We start from the raw sequence: 25,859 nt of genomic DNA, 5'->3' as shown, positions 1-25,859 counted from the left end.
ACCCGCATGGCGACTCCTGCTCCCCGCACCCGCGGGGATGGTCCCTTGCCGTTGATCTTCTTGGGGGCGTATGTGATCTGCTCCCCGCACCCGCGGGGATGGTCCATGTAGGCCGGACGCTGCGATGCGACCCAGAGACTGCTCCCCGCACCCGCGGGGATGGTCCCTCGGCCTGACCCCGGAACTGGAAACCATTTGGCTGCTCCCCGCACCCGCGGGGATGGTCCCTGGCACGAGGCCTGGCACCCGCACACCAGGAACTGCTCCCCGCACCCGCGGGGATGGTCCCCAACCTGGCAAGGAAAGATCACATGACGGCTTCTGCTCCCCGCACCCGCGGGGATGGTCCCTACCCGGACACGCTGACCAGGGTCGCGGTGAACTGCTCCCCGCACCCGCGGGGATGGTCCCTCACGGACAACCCGGGCGAGTAGATCGACCGGCTGCTCCCCGCACCCGCGGGGATGGTCCCGACCTGATTCGTCGGGTGGTTGGCGCTGTTGCCTGCTCCCCGCACCCGCGGGGATGGTCCCGGCTACCGGCTCTACGACTCCGGGGGAAGTCTCTGCTCCCCGCACCCGCGGGGATGGTCCCTACTCCAAGGGTGGATAGGGGAACGATGCAGGCTGCTCCCCGCACCCGCGGGGATGGTCCCTTCGACCAGGTCCGTCATGGGAAGCCTCCTCGCTGCTCCCCGCACCCGCGGGGATGGTCCCATCGCCAGGCAGCGCCGGCTCCCCCGAGCCCGCTGCTCCCCGCACCCGCGGGGATGGTCCCCGGACGGCGCAATACGGCCGCCCTGGCCCTCTCTGCTCCCCGCACCCGCGGGGATGGTCCCGCTGACCGGCTGGCGCACCAGCTCGTTGCGGCCTGCTCCCCGCACCCGCGGGGATGGTCCCAGGTACCGCACGCAGAGCTGGCCGACATCTTCCTGCTCCCCGCACCCGCGGGGATGGTCCCGGCTGGCTGGTCAGCGGCGAGAACACGGAGACCTGCTCCCCGCACCCGCGGGGATGGTCCCTCTTCGACGGTGACCTCGGCGCGCAGCAGGATCTGCTCCCCGCACCCGCGGGGATGGTCCCCAGCCGGAAACCGAGTCCTTGATGATCTTCTTCTGCTCCCCGCACCCGTGGGGATGGTCCCATCGCTACCGGCACCGTCACGATCACCCCAACCTGCTCCCCGCACCCGCAGGGATGGTCCCCTCGGCCGCCGCTGGCTCGAAGCCCGGCGTGACTGCTCCCCGCACCCGCGGGGATGGTCCCCGATGCCGAGCATGTCGAGGGGGACGGTGTGGCTGCTCCCCGCACCCGCGGGGATGGTCCCTACTACGGCGGTCTGGGGATCGATGTCAGCGTCTGCTCCCCGCACCCGCGGGGATGGCCCCAGGTCGGCGACACCGGAGTAGCGCGCGCCGGTCTGCTCCCCGCACCTGCGGGGATGGCCCCACCACAGCGAATCCCCACGCCCAGCGCGCCAACTGTTCCCCGCACCCGCGGGGATGGTCCCACCCCGGGGAAGATCGCTGACCCCCGCGAAGACTGCTCCCCGCACCGTGACTGGGTACGCTCGCCCGTTCGTCCTTGGGGGGAAGGATCGTTAGTCAGGCAGCGGGGCGAGGTGGAGGGCGAAGACGCCGAGGGCTTCCTTCTCGGGCGGGTAGATGTCGCGGATCGCGGCGACGAGCTGGTCGTGGGTCATGTCCGGGCCGCCGATCGCGGCGGCGTCCTCGGCGTCCAGCATCGCCTTGAAGGACTCGTACTCCTTCACCCCGGTGATGCGGGTGGTCAGGGACTCGTCTTCGCAGGTGAACCGCAGGGTGTCGCCGGCAGTGATCTTGCGGATCTTGGGATAGCCGACGCGGACTTCGATGGTCTTGGTGCCGCTGGCGATCAGGTCGAAGTACGGCTTGCGGATGTTGAGGGAGTACTCGGCGGGCTGCGGTTGCTGGGTGGGCATCGGTCTCCTTCACGCTCCAGAGGGTGCTGCGGGCAGGGCCGGGCGGGCGGCCGCGTTCAGAGCTGCGAGGTGCTCGCGCAGGCCCTCGACCGCCGACTGGCGGGGATAGCGGCGGGTCAGGAACGAGGTGAGGTCCCCGGCACGGTTTCGGACGGAATCGACGACGCGGGCCGAGTCCAGGGCCTGGTGGCCGAGGGCAACGGCGTCGCCGGGGTCGCCGAGCTGGGCATGGGCGATGGCCAGGTCGATGCGGGCGATGGCCTCCCGGCTCGGGGACCGGGACGCTTCGGGGGCCGCTTCATAGGTCGCCAGTGCGTGTTCGGCATGCTGGCGGGCCTTCTCGGCCTGCCCGAGCCAGATGAACGAGGTCGCCGGATACGAGGTGAGCGCATAGTCCGCCAGCGGCATCACGTCCATGCCGAAGCGGCGGGGCGAGCGGGGCGGCAGGAGCTGGTGGGCGTCCTCGGCGGCTTGGAAGGCGGTGGTGAAGCCCTCCGCGTCGCCGTCGGCGGCGGCAGCGCGGGCGGCCTGGGCATGCAGCCGCACGGTCAGCGGGTGGCCGGCTGGGGCCTCGGTGAGGCCCTTGAGGGCCGCGTTGCGGGCCTTGGCGGGCCGTTGTTCATAGAGGTTGATGGAGGCGGCGGCGTCCATCGCCCACGCGCACAGCTGGCCGTGTCCGGCCTGTTGGCCGTGGGCGAACGCGTCGGTGGCGAAGGCGAGTCCGGTGCGGGCGTCTCCGAGGTCGTGGGCGAGCCAGGCCAGGAGCTCGGACAGCCATCCGGCGAACGCCAGCAGTTCGCGTTCTTGGCTGTGGGTGTGCTTGGCCTTCAGCAGACGGTTGACCTTGCGCCGGTAGTCCATCATCGCGTCGAAGAGTGCTCTGGGCGGCTTGAGCGAGTACGCGCGATTGAACTCGGTGACCGCGAGGTCGAGGTGGTCCAGGGTTCCCGAGCCGAGCGAGGTCGCTTCCGCCTGCTGGGTGAACTCCATGGCCTCGGCGGCGGCCTGTTCCAGGATCTGTGCTGCGGCGGCCGGGGCAGCCATGGCCAGTCCGGCGAGTCTCACCGCGTCGCGACGCTTCGTTGCCTCCACCTCCGCCAAGCCCGCATCGGTCCGGGCCACATCCCCTTCGGAAAGTGTTCCATCGGGCCCGTCCCCGCTCCAGAGCGGAGCGTTCTCGTCTGCCGCGGGGCCTGGTGAGTAGTCGCGGGCGAAGCCCAACCCGACCGGGCTGGTGGCGAACAGACGGCACAACAGGTCCTGATAGTCGGGGCTGGGCAGGCCCCCTGCCTCCCAGTCCTTCCAGGAACGCTCGGACATCCCGACCTTGGCCAGGCCCTCGGTGTCGACGAGCCGGTGGGCGGCGGCGACGGCCTGGGCGACGGTCCAGCCCATGGCCACGCGGCGGCACTTGAGGCGCCGATGGCCGCAGTGGTCGGCGATCTTGGAGGCGATCATCGCGATCAGGGCCACCGGCACGGGGTCGGGGGACCCGACCCGGCCCAGGGCACGTTCCCGCAGGGCTTTCCCGCAGGAGACGTCGTGGACCGCTTTGGCTTGCTGCGTCGTCTGGGATTGCACCGTTTGTCTCCCCGCCTGCCCCGCGAGGCAGCGCTGGTTGTGCCGTTGGTGTCCAACGATTGCCTGCCTGCCCTGGCAGGCGATCAAACCCTTTTGCGAGGGCGGACCCGCCGCCCTCAATGGGCGGCCACACCGCCCACCGGGGGCGGTCACCTCTCACTACCTGCGATAACGCCGCCGGACCATTCTGATGACGGCGCCGCGTCCGGCCAGCGGGCCCTGGACATCGGACGGCTCCCCCGGCGACGGAACGAGGGCATCCAGCCGGACGCGTCGCGCCTCCCACCATCCACCCGCCCCGGGCTTCGCCCAGGGGTGGGAAAACGAGAGGGACACCATGGACGAAGGACCGACCGCGGCCGTGTCCGGGCAGATCGCCCAGCTGGACCGGCTGGACGGGCAGTTGATCGAACGGATGCGGCACGAGTCCCTGACCGCCCCGGCGCCCTGGAAGGCTGAGTACGGTGAGTTCCAGTCCGGCGGCTGGTGGACCACATCACTGATGAACGCCTCCGGCGAGGCCGCAGACGTGAGGATCGGCGACTGCACCGCCCGCCCCACCGCCCTGCTTCAGCACATGCCCGCAACCGCCAGCCTGTTGGCCGAACTGGGCCTGTCCTACATGTGGGTTCGGCTTGCCCGTCTGGAGGCGAACGCGTTCCTTTGGGAACACCGCGACTACGACGAGCTCGACCAGGTCGAACGCCACCGGCTGCACATCCCGCTGCACACCAACTCCTCCGCGTTCCTAGTGACCGGCGGGACCAAGGTCCACATGGCCGGCGGGCGGATCTGGCGGCTGACCCCAACCTACGCGCACGGGGTATGCAACCTGCTGGGCCCGGACCGGATCCACCTGATCGCGGACGTCTACGGGGACGACGCCTACGACCGCCTGGCCACACGGGCCGATGCGCCTGCGGCTGCCGAGCGGCTGCCGCAGGCGACGGAGGCGGTGCTGGCCGAGCGGTTTGCCGCCGCCCGGCGCCTGGCCGACCTCGGCTACACGGTTGCCGCCGAAGGGCTGCTGCTGCGGCTGTTCTACTCCTTCGCCCTGTCCGAGGGCACCGCCTATGACCTGATCGCTGACCTGCACACCTGCCGCGGTGATGCCGAGGCGAGCCTCCGCTGGACGGCGGCGAAGTCCAAGCTCCTCGCCCTCGCCTCCTGACGCCGCACGACCTCGAGCCCTGGAAGGACTTCGCGCATGCCCACCGCAACGATGGCGCCGGCTCCGGCCGAGCTGCACCTGGCCGAACTGACCGAGGCCAACCGGCCCACCCAGCTGCCGCTGCTGACCCGCGTCGCCGAGCTGCTGTCCGCCGCCCCGGCCGTCACCCACCTGCTGGTCCGCGGCTCGCTCGCGTCCGGCACCGCCGACCGCCTCTCCGACGTGGACTTCCTCGTCGGCGTCCACGACCGTGACCTGCCCGCCTTCACCGCCGCCCTGGACGACTTGATGACGGTTACGGGCGGGGCCCTGCTGCCCGGCTGGCGCGACACCATCGTCGCGGACCTGGGCGGCATCGGGTTCGTCTTCCTAATCCAGCACGAGGGAAAGCTCCAGCAGATCGACCTCTACCTCGCGCCCGCCTCGCAGATCACGGCTGTTCGCCGGAAGATCGCCGGGAAGGTGCTGCTGGACCGCCCGCCGGCCGAGATCACCACTGCACAGATCGAGCAGGCCCGCTCCCACATCACCGGGCTGCGGGGGCGGCCGAGGTCGTGCACCGAGCTGCTGATCGAGCACCTGGTGCTGGCGGTGCTGCTGCACAAGCGCATCCAGCGCGGTCAGCGGTTCGTCGCCTACGCCGAGTGGCACATGCTGCACACCGCGACGAAGGACCTGATCAAGACCGCCCTCGTGCCGGCATCGCGGTTCTGGGGCTGGTATCAGCTGCGGGAGGAGATCGCGCTGACCCCGATCGGCCGGGCCTGCCTGGCCGACCTGGACGCGGCGATCACTTCCCCGGCCGTCCCCGAGGCCGCCGATGTCGAGGCTGCCCTGGACCGGGTGCTCGTGCTGACCGAGCGGGCCTGCCCGACTGCCCTGGACGGCCTCACCGACGCCATCACCGCCTACCGCACCTACCTGGAGCTGGCGTGACGCCCCGCAGCCGCCGGGCGAGGACGGCGGTGTTCTTCGGCGGCGTCGTCCCGGCCTCGCCGGACGAGGAACGGCTCGCCGAGGAGGTCGGCATGGCCCTGGCCGGGGCCGGGTTCGCCCTCCTACACGGCGGCTACAACGGGCTGATGGAAGCGGCCGCCCGCGGGGCGGCTTCCAAGGGCGGCACGATCACGGCCGTCACCCTGGCCGACAAGCACCCCGAGTGGGGCGAGTTCAACCCGCACATCACCGACGAAGTCCACCTGCCCGACGTCGGCACCCGCCTCAACCACTATCTGGACACGGCGGATCTGGTGGTTGCGATGGGCGGCGGGGTCGGCACCCTGCACGAGCTGACTGCTGCCCTTTACTACGCGGGCAACATCCGCCCCATCCCCGTCTGGATCACCGGCCCCGCCGCGCTCGGGCTGCTGGCCTTCCTGCGGCGGGAGAAGTGGCTGTTCGAGACCTCCACACGGCCACTGGGCTTCCTCAGCCAGATCGCGTCGGCGTCCGCGTTCGCCGCCCAGCTCCACAACCTCACCGACGAGAAGGAGGCTGACGCGTGACTGTCACCGCTGCGAGCATCCTGGCGTCCAGGATCGCCGACACCGCTTGCATCACCGGCAGGTTCACCCTGCCTGACGGGCAGGTGCTGGACGGGTACTTCGACGAGTACCGACTGGCCGCCGACCCGCAGCTGCTGCACGACGTCACCGACGTCATGGCCGCCCTCGTCCCCGAGGACGCCGAGGTGCTCGCCGGGATCGAACTGGGCGGGGTCCCGCTGGTCATCGCCCTGTCGGCGGCCACCGGCCTGCCGGCCGCGTTCCTTAGGCGGCTGCCCAAGCGCTACGGCTCCAAGCGGCAGATCGAGGGCGCCCGCATCGAGGGACGCCGGGTCGTTCTGGTCGACGACGTGGTCCGCTCCGGCGGCCAGTTGCTGACCATGGCCCGGATACTGCGGGTCGCCGGCGCCCCGGTCACCGACGCACTCTGCGTCCTCGAACGACCCCTCGGCGGGCGGCTGCTGCTGGACGAGCACGGCGTCGCCCTGCACCCGCTGCTGACCGAGGCCGACCTGCCTGGCCCGTCGGGGGCGGCATCGTGAGGGGGACGGTGCTGTTTGACCTCGACGGGGTGCTGCTCGACAGCCGGGACGCGATGCTGGCCACCCTCGCCGGGGTCGCCACTGCCGCCCTCGGGCGGCGGGTCACCGCCTGCGACCTGCCACCGGGCGCCGCGACGACCCCCAGGGTCGAGGTGCTGTCCGCCCTCGGCGTCGCCGACCCGGACGGGCTCTGCGAACTGTGGTGGGACGTCGCCCTGGCCACCGCCGCGGGCACCAGGATCTTTCACGGCATTCTGGAGGGGCTGATGGCCCTTAAGGACACTGGGGCGGCGACGGGCCTCGTCACCTTGCAGACCCGCATCCGGCTGCCCTGGCTGCTGACCCCGGCGGTCCTGGATCTGCTGGATGTGACCGTCTGCCGCGAGGATGCCGAGCCCAAGCCTGCCCCGGACGGGATTTTCCTGGCCCTGGCCCGCCTCGCTGCGGCCCCACACGACGCGGTGTTCGTCGGCGACACCCTCACCGACCGGGCGGCGGCCTTCGACGCCGGCGTCGCCTTCGCCGGGGCCGGCTGGGGCTATGCCGGGCCCGAAGCGCTCGCCGCGGCCGGCTGCCCGGTGGTGCTGACCGACCCGGCTCAGATCGGCCCCGGCCTGCTCAACCTGGTCCCGGCCGGGCGGGCTCCGCGGCGGGTGTCGGCCGCCGCACTCTAGGCGATCTTGACGCCGGACCCGCTACAGTCGGTGGTGCGGCAGACCAGGACAGCAGCCCTGATGGCCTGCCGCACCACCGATGTGATCAACGGATCTGGAGTCATGGTTTACACCGTGGGCGCGCGAGCTATCTGCGTCGAGCTGGAGAACTGAGAACCTTCTCAGTCCCTGTTCTCGGCCCGGCTCGGCGTGTGATCTTCCCCCACCTTCCACGACTCTTTCGTGAGGCCATGCCGCCATGCGCTCGACGCAGATCCGCAAGACTTTCACCGACTTCTTCACCTCCCGCGGCCACCAGGTGGTGCCGTCCAGCCCGCTGATTCCGGACGATCCCACCCTTCTACTGGCGAACGCCGGAATGAACCAGTTCAAGCCCTACTTCCTGGGCGAGACCACCCCGCCGTTCTCCCGCGCGACCAGCATTCAGAAGTGCGCGCGGACCTCGGACATCGACAACGTCGGCCGGACCAACCGGCACGCGACGTTCTTCGAGATGATGGGCAACTTCTCCTTCGGCGACTACTTCAAGGAAGACGCCATCGCCTTCGCCTGGGAACTGCTCACCGACGGATACGGGCTGGAGAAGGACAAGCTCTGGATCACCGTCTTCGAGGACGACGACGAGGCCGAGCATCTCTGGCGCCGCATCGGCGTCCCCGCGAGCCGCATCCAGCGGCTGGGGATGGAGGACAACTACTGGTCCATGGGCGTCCCTGGGCCCTGCGGCCCGTGCTCGGAGGTCAACTACGACCGCGGTCCCGCCTTCGGCAAGGAAGGCGGCCCCGCCATCGACGACGAACGCTACGTCGAGATCTGGAACCTGGTCTTCATGCAGTTCCAGCGAGGCGAGGGCGACAAGAAGGGCAACTTCCCCATCCTCGGCAAACTGGCGAACAAGAGCATCGACACCGGCCTGGGCCTGGACCGGCTCGCCGCGATCCTCCAGGACGCCCAGAACGTCTGCACTACCGACCTGCTGATGCCGACCTTCCTCACCGTCCAGGGCCTCGCCGGGCGGCCCTGCCCCAGCGAGGGCGAGGGGAAGGTCTCCTTCCAGGTGGTCACGGAGCACGCCCGCTCCATCGCCTTCCTGATCGCCGACGGTGTCCTGCCCGCAAAGGACGGCCGCGGCTACGTCCTGCGGCGTCTGATGCGCCGCGCGATCCGGCACGCCCGTCTGCTCGGAATCGAAGGGCCCGTCCTGCCCGCAGCGACTGCCAGTGTGATTGGCAACCTCGGCAGCGTCTGGCCGGAGCTGACGGCTCAGTCCGCGCTGATCGAGCAGGTCGTCACCGCCGAGGAAGAGTCCTTCACCCGCACCCTCACCCAAGGCACCCGCCTCCTGGACGCCGCGATCACCCACACCCGCGAGACACGGTCGGCCGCCCTGCCTGGCGAGACCGCCTTCGAACTCGCCGACACCTACGGCTTCCCCCTGGAACTGACCGTCGAGGCCGCCCGCGACGCCGGACTGACCGTCGACGAGGAGAGGTTCGCTGCACTGCTGGACGAGCAGAAGAAGCGCGCGAAAGCCGGAGGCAAGGCCAAGACTGCCGAGGCCCTCAAGAAGATGGACACCTACCGCTCGGTGCTTGCCGAGACCGGCGGCAACGCGCCGTTCCTGGGCTACGACTGGCTCACGGCCGAGGTCACCGTGTTCGCTCTGCTCAAAGATGGCGAGCGAGTGCGTTCGGCTACTGAAGGCGACGTCGTCGAGCTGTTCTTGAGCCGCTCACCGTTCTATGCGGAGGCCGGCGGGCAGATCGGGGATACGGGAACCTTCCGCACGGATGACGGCGCCCTGGTGGACATCACCGACACGAAGTGGGGTCTGGAAGGACTGCGCGTCCACACGGGACGCGTTGTTAAGGGCGAGGTCCGATCCACCTCCGTCGGCCTGGCCTCCGTGGACGCTTCGCAACGCGCGGGTCTGATGCGGTCGCACTCGGCGACCCACATCCTGCACGCCGTCGTCATGGCCACCCTCGGCAATCATGCCCGGCAGCAGGGTTCCCTGGTCGAGCCCGACCGGCTCCGCTTCGACTTCGCGCACTTCACCGCCCTCACCCCCGACCAGCTCCACCAGATCGAGCAGGCCGTCAACGGCCACGTCCTCGATGACCCGCAAGTGCGGGCCTGGCACGCCGACCGCGCCGAGGCCGAAGCCGCGGGCGCCATCGCGCTGTTCGGAGAGAAGTACGGCGAGCGGGTCCGCATCGTCGACATCGGCGACTTCTCCCGCGAGCTCTGCGGCGGCACCCACGTCGCCCACGGCTCCCAGGTCGGCGCCTTCCGTCTGCTGTCCGAGTCCTCGATCGGCTCCAACCTCCGCCGCGTCGAAGCGCTCACCGGCCACAGCAGCCTCCGCCACCTCGATACCGAACGGCGGCTGCTGGGCGAACTCGCTGGCCTTCTCGGAACCCCCGCCACCGAGGCCCCCGGAGCCCTGCGCAAGCGCCTGGAAGCGCTGGCGGTCGCGCAGGAGAAGCTGTCCCGGCTGCGAGCTGAGGAACTGCGGCACCAGGCCGGACAGCTCGCCGACCAGCCCCAGCCAGCCGGGCACGGGCAGCTGGTCGTCCGACTCATCACCGGCGTCGCCCCGGACGAGCTGCGCGGCCTCGCCGCTGACACCCTCACGCGGCTCGGTCGCGGCCCCGCCGTCGTGGTCCTGGGCGCCGAATACAAGGGCAAGGCTCTCCTCGCCGCCGCGGTCTCCTCCGACCTCCACCAGGCAGGCATCCAGGCCAGCCGGATCCTCACGGAGGCGGCCCGGACGGTCGGCGGAGGTTCCGGAGGTCGCGGGCCGCTCGCCAGTGCCGGAGGGCGCCGCCCAGAGGCCCTCAACGAGGCCCTGGACCTTGCTGCCCACGAGGCCACCCGCCTGCTCAGCGACCGCTGACCGGCACTCTGCTGGTCCTAGAGCGCCAAACGGACGCGCATGAGAGGGTCCCCGCATTCCCGCGGGGACCTTCCGGGACGCCTCACCCCTGCTCGCCGACGGCCTCTCACGCCCGTGAAGAACTGGATCGAAGCCCTGGAGCGGAGCGGTCGAGCCCTCGCGGACGCCGCAGACGATGAGCGACCCAACCTCGGTCGGCGCGGCATCCTCGCGCGCCACGTGCTCTTCCACTGGAACGCATGGGGTTCACGACTCGGCATCAATCCATCTGGTCGCGCGCCGTCCGGGAGGCCGTTCTCGGAGGGCGACCGTGACTTCCTTCGCCGTGACGATGCAGCAAGGCCTGGCCGAGCCGCCCGTCACAAACCCGGCGCAGGCCGAGGGCGAGGCCGAGCAGCGGCTGGGCTCGCCGCGCCGTCCGTCGACAGGCGAACCGGCCGGAGTGCCGCTTCCTCGCCTCCGGCCGTGCTCTGCCGCTACCCGTTGTGCGGGCGCCCGCTCGCGTCGGTCCAGTAGTTGGCGAGCATCTCGCCCGGCCACGAGGGCTGGGTCAGGCCGCAACTACGTCGATCACCGGTGTACCGTCATCGGCGTCCAGGCCGGTCACATGGAGGTCGAGTCCGTCGACTCGCAGCAGCCGGGGAAGGAGACCGCCAAGCGGGCCGGCCGTCGGTGGTTGTATTGCACGAAAGTGCCCGTCCGTGGCCATCCGGGGTCGTCACGCGGACTGCGGGCGCGCAGAGCCACATCGTAGGGTGAGCCCTCGCTGAAGAACCAGGTCACTTGGTGGTGGTCGCGCAGGGTGCAGGCCGTCTCGTGGGCGAGAGAGGCTTCCGCGAAAGAGAAGACCCGGCCTGGCTCTTCTGTGCCGTCAGCGTTGCGGAGGTCGCCCTCGGCGCGCCGGAGGGCCGCCATGGCCGCGGACTTCTGTCGGTCTGCAGCGAGGGCACGGGCGTGCACCACGCCCAGCAGCGCCTTCTCCCACGGGCTGGCCAGGGAGTAGCGGGGGCCGCGAGAGCGTCGCGCGCCCGTAGGACGCAGTACGTCCCGTCTGGGGCCTTTGAGTTGGCATGACGGAGACAACCCCCGCACCTCGCCGAGGAGGTAGAAGACGGCCGGAGCCTCCCCTTCGGGAGCAAACATAGTGGCGGCCTCAGCGCAAGTGGCTCGCTGGCATTCCCCCTGTCGTTTCGGGGTTCGAACCGGGGGCCGTTTCCCCGGCCGTCCTTGGATGCGACACCCTTTATGCCGGATCACCGCAGGTCACAGGGCACGCGAGCCGCGAGCCAGTGAGGGCGACTGTATATCGGTAGAGCAGCGCATCCCGATATAGGTGATCACGGCGGCCCCCGGGCCGTAGTCCGCACCTGAGCTGATGCAGGTTTGCTTACCAGTCATCGGTCGGATGATCCTCCCTGTGCGGACTCATGCGCAGGGCCGTCGGCTACTGCTTGCGCGAGGCTGCTGTGATGGTTTGCTGGGGCGCACGCGTGTGTGGTGAGTGGCGAGGTCGGGTAGCTGCGCTGCCGGTGACGATGTCCGGGGTGCGGACCAGGGGTGCACGCTGACGTCTGCCGGCCGCTGTGTGCCTGGGACGGGTGCAGTGGCCGTGCGCCGGGTGCGGGGCGTCATTGGGCGGACGGGCGGCCCGGGGTGGCCGCGCGGCGGGGCGGGGCGCACCCGGGGATGCCCCCGGCGCCTCGATGCGATCGTGCCGTTGCCGCCGTACCGGAAGTCGAAGCAGACAACCTTGATGAAGATTGTGGCCGGTTCCTGCTCCGAGTCATGGCGGGTCGTAGCTGGCTCGCTACTGGCTCGGGCGCCTTCTGACCTGCCGTGATGTGCGGGCTAGCCGACGGGTACTTGAGCCGGTCAGGGACATGCCCCGAACCTGGCCGGGGTCGCACACGCTCGTGGTGATGGCAAAGACCCACTTCCGGAATCTCTATGTATGAGTGTCAGCACCAGGCGACGACCGAATCCCTCCTCCCAGACGCCATCAGCAAAATTCCCAACACCCCACACACAACGCTGAAGCGAACCAGGTACATGAGAGCTGCACCCGGTTTCGTGGAGTTCTTGAAGCCAGCCTCCGCAGCCCAGCGGCAACGTGCGAAATCGCGGCTTGACGACGCGCCCGAGACGGAGCGTCCATGGTTGTCGCACAGCGGCATCCGCCGCTGTCTGAAGGTCCGAACATGAGGGGAGAGCCCATGCACCCGCTGACTGCGGTGCGCGCATGACGCGAGGCGGAAGCAACCGGCTGATGACCGTGGAAGAGGTCGCCGCGTGGCTCAGGGTCAGTGAAACCACCGTCAGGAACAAGTACCGCGCATGGGGCATCAAACCCCAGAAGGTCGGGCGTCTCCTGCGGTTCCGCGAGCGCGACATCGCGAACTACCTGGACGACCACTACGGGTGAGGTCCATGGCCCGCAGTGAGCAAGGAGTGAGGCCCGATGGCCACCGTCTACCAGAGATGCAAGAGCGACAAACGGAGCGTCCACTACCTGTGCGAGAAGCTCCGGTGCGGACACGCATGGACGATCCGCTACCGCGAGCCGGGCGGCGCCGGAGCGCGAGAACGCCTGCAGAGCTTCGAAAAGAAGTCCCAAGCGGAGGCCTTCGCCGCGAAACTGCGGCACGACAAGTACGAGGGCTTCTACCTCGACCCCAAGCGCGGAGAGATCACTCTGCGCACCTACTCCACCGAGTGGCTGCAACGCCAGATCATCAGCGATTCCACGTACCGCAACTACGAGAGCTTCCTGCGGATCCATCTGATCCCTCGCCTTGGCGACAAGACGATCGCGGGCGTGCAGCAAAAGGACATCGAATCCTTCATCGCAGCACTGCGCCAGAAGCTCGCCGCGAGCACGGTGTGCGACCGCATGAAGATGGTCACCAGCCTTTTCCAGACAGCCATCAAGGAGAAGAGACGGGCGGACGATCCCACCGAGGGAGTCAAACTGCCCCGCACCGCAACTCACGCGGTCGACGAGGACGAGATCCCCACCCTGCACGAGGTCGATCTCATCGCGAAACAGATCTCACCCCAGTACCGGCTGACCGTGTACTTGCAAGCCGGTGCGGGCCTGCGCATCAGCGAGACCTTGGCCTTCACCGCCGACTGCCGCCGGTCCGACTTCCTACGCGTGCGCCGACAAGTCAGTTCCAAAGCGCACCGCGAGGACTGCAAGACCCGCTTCATCCCGCTCAAGCACCGGGCCGAGGGGGAGTACCGGGACGTCCCCCTGCCCGACTTCCTGGCCCAGGAGATTGACGCGCACCTGCGCGACTGGGGCACGATGACCGCGTCGGGCCAGGAGGTCCTGTTTGCGCCGCGTGACCGGGGTAAGGGCACTATGCCTACGGCTACGACGTACGCCTACCACTTCCGGAAGGCACTCACGGACGCGGGCGTCGTCAAGCCAGACGGAAGCCCGAAGTACACCCCGCACTGCCTGCGCCACTTCTTCGCCTCGACCGCCCTCGCCCATGGCATCCCGATCCACGAGGTCTCCCGCTGGCTCGGCCACAGATCGATCAAGATCACGGTCGATGTCTACGGGCATCTCGTACCCGCCTCCTGGGACCGCTGCCGGACAGTCATGCAGACCGCCCTGCGCCCCGGGGCGCCCACGCATAGCAGATCCGAGGGCCGTCCCCGCACGTGAGGGGAGTAACTTCCCTGTGTTGCCTCCCGTGGGGCCATCCCCGCGCCCGCGGGGATGGCCCCTGGAGCATGTTGGAGGCTTCGCGCAACACGTGCAGGCGGCGGCGCTCAGAGGGGCTGAGGATGATGGCCCCGCCACAGTGAGCGCTCCACATCGCGCAGAACTCCATCATGGAGACAGCGGAACCGGTAGGTTTGCGGAGCCGCGCGGGCTTCGCGCCGCAGCCCGTAGTCCTGCGCGAGCGAGGCCGGCGGGGCGTGTGCCCCGGAGCCGGACGGTGGTGGTGAACTGGTCCCGGGCGTCGTCCAGGAGCGGCAGCATCACATGCTCTGCGCCAGCCTCACGCGCGGACGGCCATGTTCTGATTGCGCGTGAGATCGTAGCCGGAATGGTGGCGGAGCCTGACGTCCCGACTATCGACGGTGCTTCCTCAGTTGCTGGCTCCGGGCATCTCCATCGGAAACCCTTCCGGGGCCGTATCCGTGACGCCGTTGGATGGGTGTGCCTACATGCGGGCCAGCGTTGCTCCCTGCTCGCCCACACCGCTAACAACGAGCAGGACTTCACCTTCCCCAGGGTCGACCACGAGTCAGGCACCCGCGCTCCGCCACTTCGGAAGATATGTGCAATTTAGCGTGATTGTCGGAATCAATGAAAGTGTGGGAATCCGACCTCTCCCTGTGCCAAACTCGCAGGCCACGCAGTCTGCTCCCCGCACCCGCGGGGATGGTCCCTACTACGCCTTCGGACCGTTCCCCGGCAGCGACTGCTCCCCGCACCCGCGGGGATGGTCCCGTCTACGAGAACGGCTGGCTCGTCCGGGTCAACTGCTCCCCGCACCCGCGGGGATGGTCCCAAGACCGTTACGGCACGGACGCGCGTCGACTGCTGCTCCCCGCACCCGCGGGGATGGTCCCGCCGCGGCGGCGGCCTGGCCGTGGTTGGTCTGCTCCCCGCACCCGCGGGGATGGTCCCAAAAACGGGACCCTCCGACGGAGGGCCTGCTGCTGCTCCCCGCACCCGCGGGGATGGTCCCGCCCGGTACCGGCAACGGTGACCGGGAGGAACCTGCTCCCCGCACCCGCGGGGATGGTCCCAGCAATAGCACTCGATGAGGAAGCCCCCAGCGCTGCTCCCCGCACCCGCGGGGATGGTCCCTACACGATCTCCGTCACCGCGACGATGCCCGCCTGCTCCCCGCACCCGCGGGGATGGTCCCGCTCGGTCCGCAGCTGGCACACTCGGTGCCAACTGCTCCCTGCACCCGCGGGGATGGTCCCTCGCCCCACTCGTCGTTCACGCGCCTGCCGCTCTGCTCCCCGCACCCGCGGGGATGGTCCCCAGCGGTCGACGTCCTCGGGGAGGTCGGTGAGCTGCTCCCCGCACCCGCGGGGATGGTCCCGCCGCCTGGAAGTCGCTGCGGCGGCCGTAGGTCTGCTCCCGCGTGGAACGATAAGGTCATTGCCGAGTCCGTGTGGTCCCCGTACATGCGGCGTTGGGAATCTCAACGACACCCAAATGGCGTTCTCGGTCGCCCTTGCTCGGGGCTAGGCTCTCCAGGGTTGCTCTTCAATCCTCAACCTCCAGCAGAGAGCGAACGGGCAAGGCCAGTGCTTGGGCGGTACGTGATGCTCCCCTCTGGGCCGCGGATACAGGAGCCCGTCGGGGACAGGACGAGGGTCGCACGGTGGTGTACCGCAGAGTGAGGAAGTGGCTGCCACGTGGCTAGCGGCGGTAGCGGGTTGTCGCCATGGAACCAGGAGTGGGGGATGGCGAGTGTGTTTCCCAGCAGGGCGCGCTGCTGAGCACGGTGGGCGGCACGGGTCTCCTCGGTCTCCTGTGCTCGGTGATCGCGCAGATCGGCCGGGAAGTCTCCTGCGGCGTCGTACGTCAACTCGCCGTCATTTTGTTGGTAGAGCAGGATGACGTCGATGGTCGGGTCGCCAAGGCGGGACAGGGCGGCGAGTCCACGAGACCCTGATCCAGGTTCGTCTGGTCTGACGTCGCCATCGCCATTTGCCTCACCGGAGACGAGACTCGTGACCTCGATTGGGTTTCCGCCGCTGTAAGGGAGGAAGGCGCGCGAGTGGGCGTTGCTGTCCTGGTCAGCGAGTTCGGCCTGCCAGTCGGACCAGGTTCGGGTGAGCAGATTTCCCAGCAGGCTGGAAGTGGTGTCGGTCGGTGGGGCGTAGACGGAGTCGATCAGTTTCCTGGTATCCGAGGGGGTGGAGATCCTGAACCTGCAGTCCGCCTCGGCGCGCTCATGGAGGGCTCGCCAGGTGGCGGCGAGCGTGTAAGGAGCGTAGACGTAGGCGTCCGGGTTGCCCGGCTCATCGATCTGTGGGGCTGGGGGCTCTACCAAGGGGAGGTCGTCGGCACCGCGGTTCCACAGCACTGTCATGCGGGCTTCCTGGAAGCCGGCCGGGCGGTCGGCGTCGTTCACCGCGTGACGGTGGAGGCGGCCACGACGCTGGAGAAGCAGGTCAATGGGGGCGAGGTCGGTGTAGAGACGGTCCGCGTCGATGTCGAGGGACTGCTCGATGATCTGGGTACCGATGACGATCAGGCGCTGGGGACGTTGTGGATTGCGGTTGTGGCGATCGTCGTGGGGGCCGAGCAGGGTTGTGATGCGTTCTTCGATGGGGAGGCGGTCCCGGGGTAGCAACTGGCCGTGGACGAGGAGGATGTCGCTGCTTCGCCAGCCGTACGCCGTTGCCTGTTTCAGTAGGGCCGTGTACACGTCTCTCGCTGAAGAGACGCGGTTGCGGACGACAGTGATGATTCCTCCGGCGGCCGCTTCGGTGAGCAGGTTTTCGGCGAGTTCGTCGGGCCCGGGGTCTGGCAGGAGGTCGACCGTGGTGTTCGTGGGCTCGGGCTGATCGGTGGGCACCGGGCGGCGTACGGTGCCGTGTTGGTCCACGACGGTGATGGGGCCGGCTGCGCCGAGTGTGTCCGGCGTAGTGCGGTGCCCGGAGCACCATGCGGTGATCAGGGCCTGTCGGGCGTCGGCGGGCAGGGTGGCGGACAGCACGACGACTGATGCGCCGGCGTCGGCGAGCCAGGAGATCGTGGCGCTGAGCAGGCATCGTTGGAAGAGCTCGTAGGCGTGTGCCTCATCGATGATCACGGTCTTGTTGGCCAGTCCGAACAAGCGCAGGAACCAGTGGCGCGAGGGCTGGGAGGCGAGGGTGATCTGGTCGACGGTGCCGATACCGAAGGGGGAGACGAGACCGCGGCAGCGCAGCAGATACCAAGGGTCGAGGACGATGCGACGCTCCTGCGCGAGGTCGTCACACTCCAACATCGGATCGCTGATGGAGTCCAGGCTGCTGAGGCTGTCCATGTCTCCCAGCACGCCGCGGGCACCGTCGATGAGCTGGTGGACGAGGGGGGTGACGCTTGCGGTGTGGTGCACCACGGCGAGGTTAGCGGTCGTGGAGTTGCCCAGGGATGCGCCGAGGAAGGTACGGATCTCGTGGGCCGTCTGGTCGGTGGCCGCCCGGGTGGGCATGGCCATGTAGAGGCCGTGGTGTCCGCAGGACCGGGCCAGGTGGTGGGCGCAGGACAGGGCGAGGCGTGTCTTGCCGGAGCCTGTGTCGGTCTCGATCAGTACAAGGGCGGAGCCGGCGGCCGGGAGGGCGGCCATCGCAGCAGCTTGGAACGGGAGCGGGTTGGGGGTGTCCGTGAACATCGACGACCATGTCATGGGTTCGGGACGCCACGACTCCAGATGGAGGTCGGTGACGGCTTGGGCCGCCTGGCGCTTGGAGTCGTCCCACCACTGCTCGACAGGTTTGTCGAGGCTGCGATAGGTGAAGCGGCTTACATCGGAGGCAGCCCAGTCCGCGAGGACCACCAATCCCGCAAAGAGTGGGAGAGCGCTCGGACGCTCTGGCCGGACGACGTGGGGTAGCCGGGTGAGGTCGAGGTCCAGCAGGCGGGCGAGGTTGTCGAGGATTGCCCTATGGTCCGGCTCCCACACTCTGGGCCGGGCTGCTTTGAGCGCGTTCCCGATCGTGTCGGCGTTCGGGATGTGCCCGTGGTGACCGCCGAGGAGGGTCGCAACAGTGTGGAGCCCGTCGTGACGTGGCCCGTTCCCGAGGCATGCGTAGCAGGTACAACCGAGCAGTCGCGGAAGACATGCGGCAGTCATGTGCTCATGGCGAGCGAATGGTTCGGCGTCCAGCCGAGCAGCCAGGGGCACTCGGGCTGCGCGGGCCGCGGTCTCCCATTGCAACCCTGCCCGTCTCAGCGCTTCGGCGTCCTTGGCGTAGCGGGCGCGCTTCCCGAACCGGCGCAAGAAGCAGCTTGAGGCCTTGCCGAGGTCGTGGAGCGCGGCGAAGAACATCACCACACGGCGGGCGAGAACGGCGTCCTCATCGCCGAATGCCTCCGTGAGCCGGGCCCGTACGGAGACCGAGAGATAGCGGTCCCATAGCTCCCCGGCGCACGCGGCTGTGTCCAGCAGATGGGCGAACAGGGGGTTCCATGGCTCTTCGCCCCTGCCTCGGCTGATCCCTTCGCGGTCGGTCTTGCCCCAGGGCAGCAGCCATCGGTATGCGCCAGATCCTGTTTTTTGATGATCAATCACATCAAAGCCCTCTTTTGTAGTAGCGTCGCATCCCCGCCTCGGACCGTCACACAGGGATCAAGTTCTGTCTCATGCCTGCCCGTTATGACCCGCGTAGCGAAGCCTGCCTCATGGCACTGACAGCGGCCGCCAGGCCGCAGGTCACCAAGATCAGCCTGGTTCAGGCTCTGGAAGACTCCGACGCGTTCACCGCTATCGCGGGCGCCACTCCGGGCGAGACCGTGGCGGTGATCGAGTACTTGCTGGCGCTGCTCTACGCCTCCGACCACGTACCCCGCACGGATTCGGAGTGGCGTGAGTGGGTCCTGCGGGGGGCGTCGCTGGCACCCGCCGCGGCATGGCTTCGGAACGACGCCGATGAGCGCTGGAACCTCTTCGATCCAGTGCACCCACTGGGGCAGAACATCGCTCTCGCCCCTTTCATGGCCGAGCAGGGCGTCGGCCCGGCGCAGATCGTGATCGAGCAGGCCGGCGACTACAACCAGTTCTTCGATCACCGGCATCTACATCATGCGCACCCCGTGCCTGCGGACATCGCCTTCCGGGGTCTGCTCACCCAGATGTCGTACGGGCTCGGGGGCAACGCGAAGGTCGGAAAGGACTGGCTGGGGCCCTTGTTGCATCCTCAGTCAGTGGCGAGGCTCGGTGGACGGGTCCGTGTCCTGGCACTCGGCCGGACCCTGGGCGAGACGCTCCGGCTCAACCTGGCTCCGGGTACCAGGCGGCCCAATGACGGGCTCAACTACTCGTGGACCGGTGGCCGTTCCCGTCGTACCTTCCGAGGTCGGAAGGTCACACGCCTCCCCGACGGGCCTGCCGATGCCCATTCGTACCTCTGTCGGTCCATGCTTCTGCACCCGACTCGGATGAGCGACGGCAGTCTCGGCGTCGACCGTGTGCTGATGGGCAGTGGCGAAGTGCTGCCGGACTTGCCTGGGGAGTTCTGCCAGGACGCCGTCATGGTCAAGCGCGGCTCCAAGGGCAAGGTCAACTGGGTACAGCTCAGGCCAAGTGCCGATCGCGCTATGTGGCGTGAGGCGCATGCGCTGTACGCAACCGTGGCGGAACGGACCAAGGACAAGGACCTGTACAACCGGCTCGCCCTGCTTCCCGGAACGCGCGTCCAGTTGTGGGCCGTTGGTCTGATCGCGCGTAGGTCCACTCCTGTCGCGTGGGTGGCGGATGAGTTCCCGTACGTACCGGGTCAGGAGATGGAGTTCCGGGAGGTCTCGGAGGGTGGGTCGGCCATCTGCGAATACATTGCCCGGGCTCTGTGGAAGGCTGCGGACACAGCACGCGTCATCATTTATCCGAACCCCAAGCCTTCCGACATCAAGCAACAGACCGTGCGATTCAACGGCACGGCCGATATGTGGGCGGGTGCCGGTGACCACTTTCATGTGCTGCTCGACGCTGTTGCCGAGGGGCTCGAGCCTGCCGAAGCCCTCGTCGGCTTCGCGGCCGAGATCGCGGCTCTCGCTCGTACATCATTGAACAACCGTCTCGACTCACTCCCCTCCCATGGATCCGGCCTGCAGGCCCGCCTTCAGGCTCAGGACCGATTGCGGGGATCGCTGACCGGAAGCAGGGCGCCCCATTTCCTCCAGGAGGCCGCACGTGTCCCACGCTGACGAAGGGCTTGATGAATACCCTGCCGAACTTACCCAGATCATCGCCGGGGCGTCGGCTGACGAGCGGCCTCCGGCCGAAAGGCTCAACGCATGGTTGCGCGGCCTCGTCCACAGCCACGAGTACGGAACGCTGGCCGACCTGCGTCGTCTGACCGTCCCGCGACGCTCCCGCTCCCGTCGATCGGCGCCGAACCAAGCACGGCTGCTGGCCGCCAACTTCGCTCCTCAGGAGCACCAGCGGGCGATCTATGAGGGCGTCGCGTTTCTCTTCGCGCGGTACCACGCTGGAGCAACGCACCCCCATGCAGCCTACGGAGACATGGGCCACGCCCTGCGTAAGGTCGGCAGCATTGCGGGGCGTGGCCCCAAGGATCCCGGTGCCAAGCGACTACTCGATCGCCTGGCGGCCGCACGCGACATTCCATGGCGGCATCTTCAGCACGCGGTGGAGCGCATGCGCGCCGGAGACACCGCCCCACCGTCCTGGGCTCAGCTCGCCGACGACCTCACCGACTGGAAATCCCGCGATCGCGATGTGCCCGAAACGTGGGCCCGCTCCTTCTACACCCCGACGTTCGACAAGAAGAACGGAAACCTCGTATGACCGCCGCCCAGGAAGCTCCAGTCGGCCACCAATTCCTCTCCCTGCACGCCATCGAGACGCTGATCGCAGTGCTGCCCGTACGTGATGAAAACGGCCAGCCCAAGAGCATTCCCTTCGGCGGCGAGGAACGCCACATGGTCACTTCTCAGTCCCGACGGCGTGCCGAACGAACGTACAGCCGGGACCGGGCCAATGCCGGCGAGGGCCCGCTGACCCCATACACCATGGGCATTCGCACCCGCGAGTGGGCGCTGCTCACCGCCGACGCCCTGGTAAAGCGCGGGTGGGAGGACAGGGAGGAGGCGGTTGCCGCCGCCAAGGCGGTCTTGGAAGGCATCGGGCTCAAGTTCGGCGACAAGGAGCGGACGCGAGACCTGACCAAGGTGCTGCTCTTCGCTCCCGAAGACGCCGGAGACAAGATTGCGAAAGTCCTCGATGAGAACCGAGAGGCTGCCTCCACCTGGGTAGCGGAGTTCGCGAAGGCAAAAGCGGCGGCTGAGGCGCGCAAGGCCAATAAGCGTGGCAGAGACAGGAAGGCCAGCGGCGACGAAACACCGAGCGAGGTGCCCGACACTGAAGCGGATGAACCTGGCGAGGGCAAGGAAGCCAAGGACAAGCTACCGCCGCTGCCCAAGGAGCTCAGGGCGGGGGTCCTGGCTGCCCTCGCCCCGGCCGATGCTATCGACATCGCCCTGTATGGTCGGTTCCTCGCAGGGATCGCCGACTCCCCTGACGTCGACGGGGCAGTACAGACCGGCGCGGCCTTCACCGTGCACGCCGCCGAGCAGGTGGACGATTTCTACAGCGCGGCGGACGACGCCAAACTGCGCCGTAAGGCGAGCGCTCTGGACTACCTCGACGCAGCCGATGACGGCGGAGCCGGAATGACCGGCTACCAGTCCTTGATCTCTGGAACCTTTTACCGTCATGCTGCCCTCGACCGGAACCGGCTCCGCTTCAATCTCCAGCTCGGCGGAATGGCTCCGGAGCGAGTGGAAGAGGCCGCCCGAGCCGCCGAGCGGGAGTTCATCGAGGCGTTCGTCAATGCCGTCCCGGCAGCGAAGAAGAACACCACCGCCTCCACCGGCACCCTGCCCAAGTTCGTCCTGGCCTTCGACGGCAAGCGTCCATTCAATTACGCCGCGGTCTTCGAGCGCCCTGTCGACGAGCAGTCCGAAGGCCCGGCCAGCCTCGTCGCGGTCCGGCGCGTGCTGGCGCAGCACCGCCTGGTGACACGCAAGCGCGCTGACATCGCCCCTGGCTGTGCCCTCACCTACGACGTGGACGTGGAAGATCTCTTCGGCGAACTCCTCAGCGCCGGGGACTTGGTCCCTGAGCCGGTCGACACTGTCGAGGAACTGACCCGGGCATGACCGCATTCACTCTGATCGCGCGTCTGGCCGGGCCTCTTCAGTCGTGGGGCGTCGCGTCCCGGTTCGACCGCCGGGACACCCTCGTCCATCCCACCAAGTCCGGTTTCGTCGGCCTCCTCGCTGCTGCCTTGGGACACGACCGCTCCGAAGACCTCGACCGCCGCCTGCTCGAGCTGCGTTTTGCCGTCCGCGCAGACAAACCGGGGAAGTCCGTACAGGACTTCCACCTCGTCGGCGGAGGACGCTACCCCGTACGTCCTCGAGACCTGATCACCGACCATCGTCGCTCCAACCGGGCTGCTCGGGGGCTCGAAGCGGGTACGGGGGACTTCTTCGGCAGCACCGCCGAGCATCACCTGCCGGGCTGGTACGGGGCGCCCAAGAACATCGCTCCCGACCCCGACAGCGGGGTCCTGATAGCCAAGAACCTCAGCCGGGATCCCATGACCACCTCCCGGAGCTACCTCGCCGACGCGGCGTTCGTCGCTGCTGTCGAGCACTCCGATCGTGACTACCTGGAGAAACTCTCCGCGGCGTTGGAGCAGCCCCAAAGCCTGCTCTGGCTCGGACGCAAATCGTGTCCACCTGCTGGCGAGATTTCAGGCGGTGTCCACCCCGGAACCGTTGAGGAGGTACTGGCCGCCACCGCGCTCCTGCCCAACAAAACCACCGACCGCCCCTGGTGCTGGCTGGAAGTCCCACCGGGCACCCCCGGAGCCGTCCGCGTCAACGACCAACCCGTTTCTTTCGACCTCGACCACACCACCTACGCCCCGCGCTGGGAGCAGCGCACCCGTATCTCCCCCGGGCAGTCCATCGGATGGGACCAGCTTCTATGACCACGACCTCGTCACGACCGGTCCGGGCGGCCCAGTTCATCGCCTGCCACAGCATCCTCCAACTCGACGCCCGGCACCCGCTGGCCCAACGGTCTGTTCTTGACCCGCACATCATGCACCGCACAGTCATGTCCGGCTTCTACGGATGGGTGGAGCCGGACGGTCCCGAGCCCAGGGCCCAGATGGGCATTCTCAACCTGTGGAGTCTCGACTTGCGCAGCAACAAGCTGCTCATCGTCGTCCAGTCCCGGGTCCAGCCCGACTGGTCCTCCATCCCCTCCAAGGCTCTCCTCGAAGACATCGCGGTCCTGCCCATCGACATGCACATCCAGCAAGGCGAGACCTTCACCTTCCGCACCGTGGTCAACCCGGCCCGCGAACGCCAGGTTTGGAAGGAGACTCCACAGGGCCGCCAGCTCACCCGCCAAAGGCTCGCCGACACCACCCCCAAGCACGCCCGCGAATGGCTCGCCGACCGCCTCCAGCCTGAGGGCGCCGAACCCGTTGGCCGCGCCGGTATCCGCCGGATCGGTGCCACCGGCGACACCTCCACCATGGCTGTCCGCATCCTCCCCAAGCTCACCTTCGGCGAGCGCCACCGTGGCCAGAAACTAGGCCGCGCTGAAATCCGCGGCGCCCTGACCGTCACCGACCCCGACGCTTTCACCCATGCCCTGGCCAACGGCATCGGCCGCGCCCGTGCGTACAGCTCCGGCCTGGTTCTGGTCGGGCGGCAGGGCGGTGATGGAGGCAGAGCGTGATGTACGAGTGGTCCAGCAGCGGATCGATGTGTTCCCCGCTTGAGTGGGGATAGTCCCGTCGTACGAGTCACCAGGGCGGCGCCAGTTACCTGATCCCCGCGACCGCAGGGATGCTTCCAAGGCCGAGACCCCATTGGACACGTTCAACGAGACGTTCCCCGCCAGCATGCGGGGCAGTTTCGGCATGGCGGACAACGCTCCGGCGGTCCAGGCGTCGTCCCCGTGCGCGCGGGGATGGTTCTTGGGTTCACCGACCTGGAATGGGCCGTCGGCACTGCTCCCCGCACCCGCGGGGATGGTCCCGTTGTGAGAGTTAGCCGCTCAACGTGAGAAGCCTGCTCCCCGCACCCGCGGGGATGGTCCCGCCGAGGGAGTGCCAGCCAATCCACCAGCCGCCTGCTCCCCGCACCCGCGGGGATGGTCCCGATTCGAGCGGGCGGCGACGCGGCCCGACAAACTGCTTCCCGCACCCGCGGGGATGGTCCCTACCAAGGCTCCTCTGGAGCCTGGGGCTCCTACTGCTCCCCGCACCCGCGGGGATGGTCCCGTCAAACAGACCCGGCCGGATGGGGAAAGCCTCTGCTCCCCGTACCCGCGGGGATGGTCCCCAGCCGAGGGCGCCGGTGCCGCCGATGACGGCCTGCTCCCCGCATCCGCGGGGATGGTCCCGCCGGCGGCCGCCCTTCGGCCTCCAGCCTCCGTTGCTCCCCGCACCCGCGGGGATGGTCCCAACGGGTGGTGGCTCTACAACGGCACCGAGGGCTGCTCCCCGCACCCGCGGGGATGGTCCCTCGCCCGCACCCGCGCCGAACTACGCGCCGGTCTGCTCCCCGCACCCGCGGGGATGGTCCCGCCTCGTCGGCACCAGGTGCGGATGGTCGGGACTGCTCCCCGCACCCGGCGGGGATGGTCCCACGATCTCGGTGATCGGCCCGGCGGTGAGCTGCTGCTCCCCGCACCCGCGGGGATGGTCCCGAGCAGGTTCAGCAGGCCGAGCGGAGCCTGGCCTGCTCCCCGCCCCCGCGGGGATGGTCCCGCACCGCCCGAACCGCGACACCATGAACCCACCTGCTCCCCGCCCCCGCGGGGATGGTCCCGACGTCATCAGCGCGGGCATGATCGCGACCTGCTGCTCCCTGCACGCGCGGGGATGGTCCCACGGGAGGCTGCCAGTCGGTCGTACGCTCAGTTGCTGGGAACGGTCCGTCGTCGCAGCCGTTTCGCCGGGGACATCGCCGCTGTTGCGTGAGCTGCGCGACGGTGGCGATCGCCGACTGCTGGATGCGTGCTGGATCGGGCGTTACCAGGGGACGTTTCTGCAGGTCACTGCGGAGTCGTCGATGTTCCGCTTCAACGTCTAGTTCCTCCCCGAGCTCGCCCCCTGATCGACATTTGCGCAGTTCAGGGGGCGGTTTGCTGCTTGGATTCGTGCGTTGCGGCGGAATGTTCAAGGTCGGGGTTCGCGAGATGCGACGCAGCGTTTGTGCAAGTCAGGGCGTTGCCGCCCGACTTGTTGAATCCGGGCGGGGTTTCCGGTTGCTGGATTTTTGCTGGTTCGGTCGGCGTGGCTGAGCGGCCTCTGGGAAGTGAGGCCCCCCATGCCGCCCGGCACGGCAGCTCGCTGCCTTGTCGGAGTCGCCCGCTACGCCGCGGCAGGGGGTGCCTCCCCCAGTTACCGCCGGAAGGTGCCCTGCACCGGACGACGCGGGGACGCACCCCACTTCCCCGATCGCCAACCTGCTGGGGTTCGTCGTCGGCCACGTGCTCTACACCGGACAGCAGACCTTGCCGCATCGGCCACACCGGGATGCTGCAACGGGCCTGGGACAGGGTGCTGGAAACCAAGCCGGTGCTGCTGGTCCTCATCGGCTCGGATCTGTCGATGATGGAGGCGCCGCTCACTCTTCGCGTGCCGGCTGTTGTGCGGGGCGGCCCGGGCTGAGGGCGGCTGCGGTGGCGGTGACGTGCCCGTTGCCTGGCGGCTACTCGCCGAGCTGCTTGGCCGCTCAGGATCTTCAGCTGTCGGTTGCTTGAGTGATCGATGGGCCATCAT

At 68.6% G+C, this 25,859-nt stretch carries 17 protein-coding genes, 1 pseudogene and 3 CRISPR repeat arrays (1 of these 21 running past the window's edge); of the genes and pseudogenes, 14 read left to right on the top strand and 4 right to left on the bottom strand.

Annotated features, from left to right (window positions below; all coding sequences use genetic code 11):
• Positions 1 to 1,509: a CRISPR direct-repeat array (repeat unit 29 nt; unit sequence CTGCTCCCCGCACCCGCGGGGATGGTCCC); it reaches 106 nt to the left of the window's first position.
• Positions 1,510 to 1,599: 90 nt separating this feature from the next.
• The gene (locus tag ACWDSL_RS11285; RefSeq protein WP_450484024.1) at positions 1,600 to 1,959 is read right to left on the bottom strand and encodes an ASCH domain-containing protein; all 360 of its coding nucleotides are present in this window, start codon (positions 1,957 to 1,959) and stop codon (positions 1,600 to 1,602) included.
• A gap of 9 nt (positions 1,960 to 1,968) precedes the next feature.
• Positions 1,969 to 3,540 (bottom strand): tetratricopeptide repeat protein, encoded by a 1,572-nt coding sequence (locus tag ACWDSL_RS11280; protein ID WP_450484022.1) that lies wholly within the window; start codon positions 3,538 to 3,540, stop codon positions 1,969 to 1,971.
• A 337-nt stretch (positions 3,541 to 3,877) separates the two neighbouring features.
• Between ACWDSL_RS11280 and ACWDSL_RS11275 the strand changes: the two genes are divergently transcribed.
• The 6 genes from ACWDSL_RS11275 (at position 3,878) to alaS (ending at position 10,331) form a co-directional block, all read left to right on the top strand.
• Entirely contained in the window at positions 3,878 to 4,711 is an 834-nt protein-coding gene (locus tag ACWDSL_RS11275) for an aspartyl/asparaginyl beta-hydroxylase domain-containing protein (protein WP_450484020.1), read from the top strand.
• Between the two features lie 36 nt (positions 4,712 to 4,747).
• Complete coding sequence (locus tag ACWDSL_RS11270) at positions 4,748 to 5,647, top strand: nucleotidyltransferase domain-containing protein (protein ID WP_450484018.1); 900 nt, start codon at positions 4,748 to 4,750, stop codon at positions 5,645 to 5,647.
• Positions 5,644 to 6,216, top strand: a complete 573-nt coding sequence (locus tag ACWDSL_RS11265) for an SLOG cluster 4 domain-containing protein (protein WP_450484016.1) — start codon at positions 5,644 to 5,646, stop codon at positions 6,214 to 6,216. Before ACWDSL_RS11270 ends, ACWDSL_RS11265 begins: the two co-directional genes overlap by 4 nt.
• Positions 6,213 to 6,758: an orotate phosphoribosyltransferase gene (locus tag ACWDSL_RS11260; RefSeq protein ID WP_450484014.1), complete on the top strand. Its 546-nt coding sequence runs from the start codon at positions 6,213 to 6,215 to the stop codon at positions 6,756 to 6,758. Before ACWDSL_RS11265 ends, ACWDSL_RS11260 begins: the two co-directional genes overlap by 4 nt.
• An 8-nt stretch (positions 6,759 to 6,766) precedes the next feature.
• Entirely contained in the window at positions 6,767 to 7,432 is a 666-nt protein-coding gene (locus ACWDSL_RS11255) for an HAD family hydrolase (protein WP_450484012.1), read from the top strand.
• Positions 7,433 to 7,670: 238 nt separating this feature from the next.
• Entirely contained in the window at positions 7,671 to 10,331 is a 2,661-nt protein-coding gene (alaS, locus tag ACWDSL_RS11250) for an alanine--tRNA ligase (protein WP_450484010.1), read from the top strand.
• Between the two features lie 476 nt (positions 10,332 to 10,807).
• Here the strand turns inward: alaS and ACWDSL_RS11245 are convergent.
• Positions 10,808 to 11,123: pseudogene (locus ACWDSL_RS11245) on the bottom strand (TrmO family methyltransferase domain-containing protein); the annotation flags it as partial.
• Positions 11,124 to 12,570: 1,447 nt separating this feature from the next.
• Here ACWDSL_RS11245 and ACWDSL_RS11240 point away from each other — a divergent pair.
• Both ACWDSL_RS11240 and ACWDSL_RS11235 read left to right on the top strand, forming a co-directional pair.
• Positions 12,571 to 12,753 carry a helix-turn-helix domain-containing protein gene (locus ACWDSL_RS11240; RefSeq protein WP_450484008.1) on the top strand — a complete coding sequence of 61 codons (183 nt, stop codon included), beginning with the start codon at positions 12,571 to 12,573 and terminating at the stop codon, positions 12,751 to 12,753.
• 36 nt (positions 12,754 to 12,789) lie between these two features.
• Positions 12,790 to 14,007: a tyrosine-type recombinase/integrase gene (locus tag ACWDSL_RS11235; RefSeq protein ID WP_450484006.1), complete on the top strand. Its 1,218-nt coding sequence runs from the start codon at positions 12,790 to 12,792 to the stop codon at positions 14,005 to 14,007.
• A gap of 705 nt (positions 14,008 to 14,712) precedes the next feature.
• Positions 14,713 to 15,409: direct repeats of the CRISPR family, unit length 29 nt; unit sequence CTGCTCCCCGCACCCGCGGGGATGGTCCC.
• A gap of 174 nt (positions 15,410 to 15,583) precedes the next feature.
• Here ACWDSL_RS11235 and cas3 read toward each other — a convergent pair.
• On the bottom strand, positions 15,584 to 18,598 hold the full coding sequence (gene cas3 / locus ACWDSL_RS11230) for a CRISPR-associated helicase Cas3' (RefSeq protein WP_450484004.1): 3,015 nt from the start codon (positions 18,596 to 18,598) through the stop codon (positions 15,584 to 15,586).
• A gap of 110 nt (positions 18,599 to 18,708) precedes the next feature.
• Between cas3 and ACWDSL_RS11225 the strand changes: the two genes are divergently transcribed.
• The 6 genes from ACWDSL_RS11225 (at position 18,709) to ACWDSL_RS11200 (ending at position 25,748) form a co-directional block, all read left to right on the top strand.
• Complete coding sequence (locus ACWDSL_RS11225) at positions 18,709 to 20,229, top strand: type I-E CRISPR-associated protein Cse1/CasA (protein ID WP_450484002.1); 1,521 nt, start codon at positions 18,709 to 18,711, stop codon at positions 20,227 to 20,229.
• A complete protein-coding gene (casB, locus tag ACWDSL_RS11220; RefSeq protein WP_450484000.1) occupies positions 20,216 to 20,833 on the top strand; it encodes a type I-E CRISPR-associated protein Cse2/CasB in 618 nt (205 codons plus the stop codon). The genes ACWDSL_RS11225 and casB overlap by 14 nt, the downstream gene beginning before the upstream one ends.
• The gene (locus ACWDSL_RS11215; RefSeq protein ID WP_450483998.1) at positions 20,830 to 22,206 is read left to right on the top strand and encodes a type I-E CRISPR-associated protein Cas7/Cse4/CasC; all 1,377 of its coding nucleotides are present in this window, start codon (positions 20,830 to 20,832) and stop codon (positions 22,204 to 22,206) included. The genes casB and ACWDSL_RS11215 overlap by 4 nt, the downstream gene beginning before the upstream one ends.
• Entirely contained in the window at positions 22,203 to 23,045 is an 843-nt protein-coding gene (cas5e, locus tag ACWDSL_RS11210) for a type I-E CRISPR-associated protein Cas5/CasD (RefSeq protein ID WP_450483996.1), read from the top strand. Before ACWDSL_RS11215 ends, cas5e begins: the two co-directional genes overlap by 4 nt.
• Positions 23,042 to 23,806 carry a type I-E CRISPR-associated protein Cas6/Cse3/CasE gene (gene cas6e, locus ACWDSL_RS11205; protein ID WP_450483994.1) on the top strand — a complete coding sequence of 255 codons (765 nt, stop codon included), beginning with the start codon at positions 23,042 to 23,044 and terminating at the stop codon, positions 23,804 to 23,806. The genes cas5e and cas6e overlap by 4 nt, the downstream gene beginning before the upstream one ends.
• Before the next feature lie 274 nt (positions 23,807 to 24,080).
• Positions 24,081 to 24,658: direct repeats of the CRISPR family, unit length 29 nt; unit sequence CTGCTCCCCGCACCCGCGGGGATGGTCCC.
• Positions 24,659 to 25,613: 955 nt separating this feature from the next.
• The gene (locus ACWDSL_RS11200; RefSeq protein ID WP_450484065.1) at positions 25,614 to 25,748 is read left to right on the top strand and encodes a hypothetical protein; all 135 of its coding nucleotides are present in this window, start codon (positions 25,614 to 25,616) and stop codon (positions 25,746 to 25,748) included.
• The last annotated feature ends 111 nt before the right edge of the window (positions 25,749 to 25,859 follow it).

The organism is Streptomyces sp. NPDC000941, from assembly GCF_053599555.1.
The sequence above is the reverse complement of the archived record's forward strand: the minus strand, read 5'-3'. Positions and strand labels throughout refer to the sequence as shown.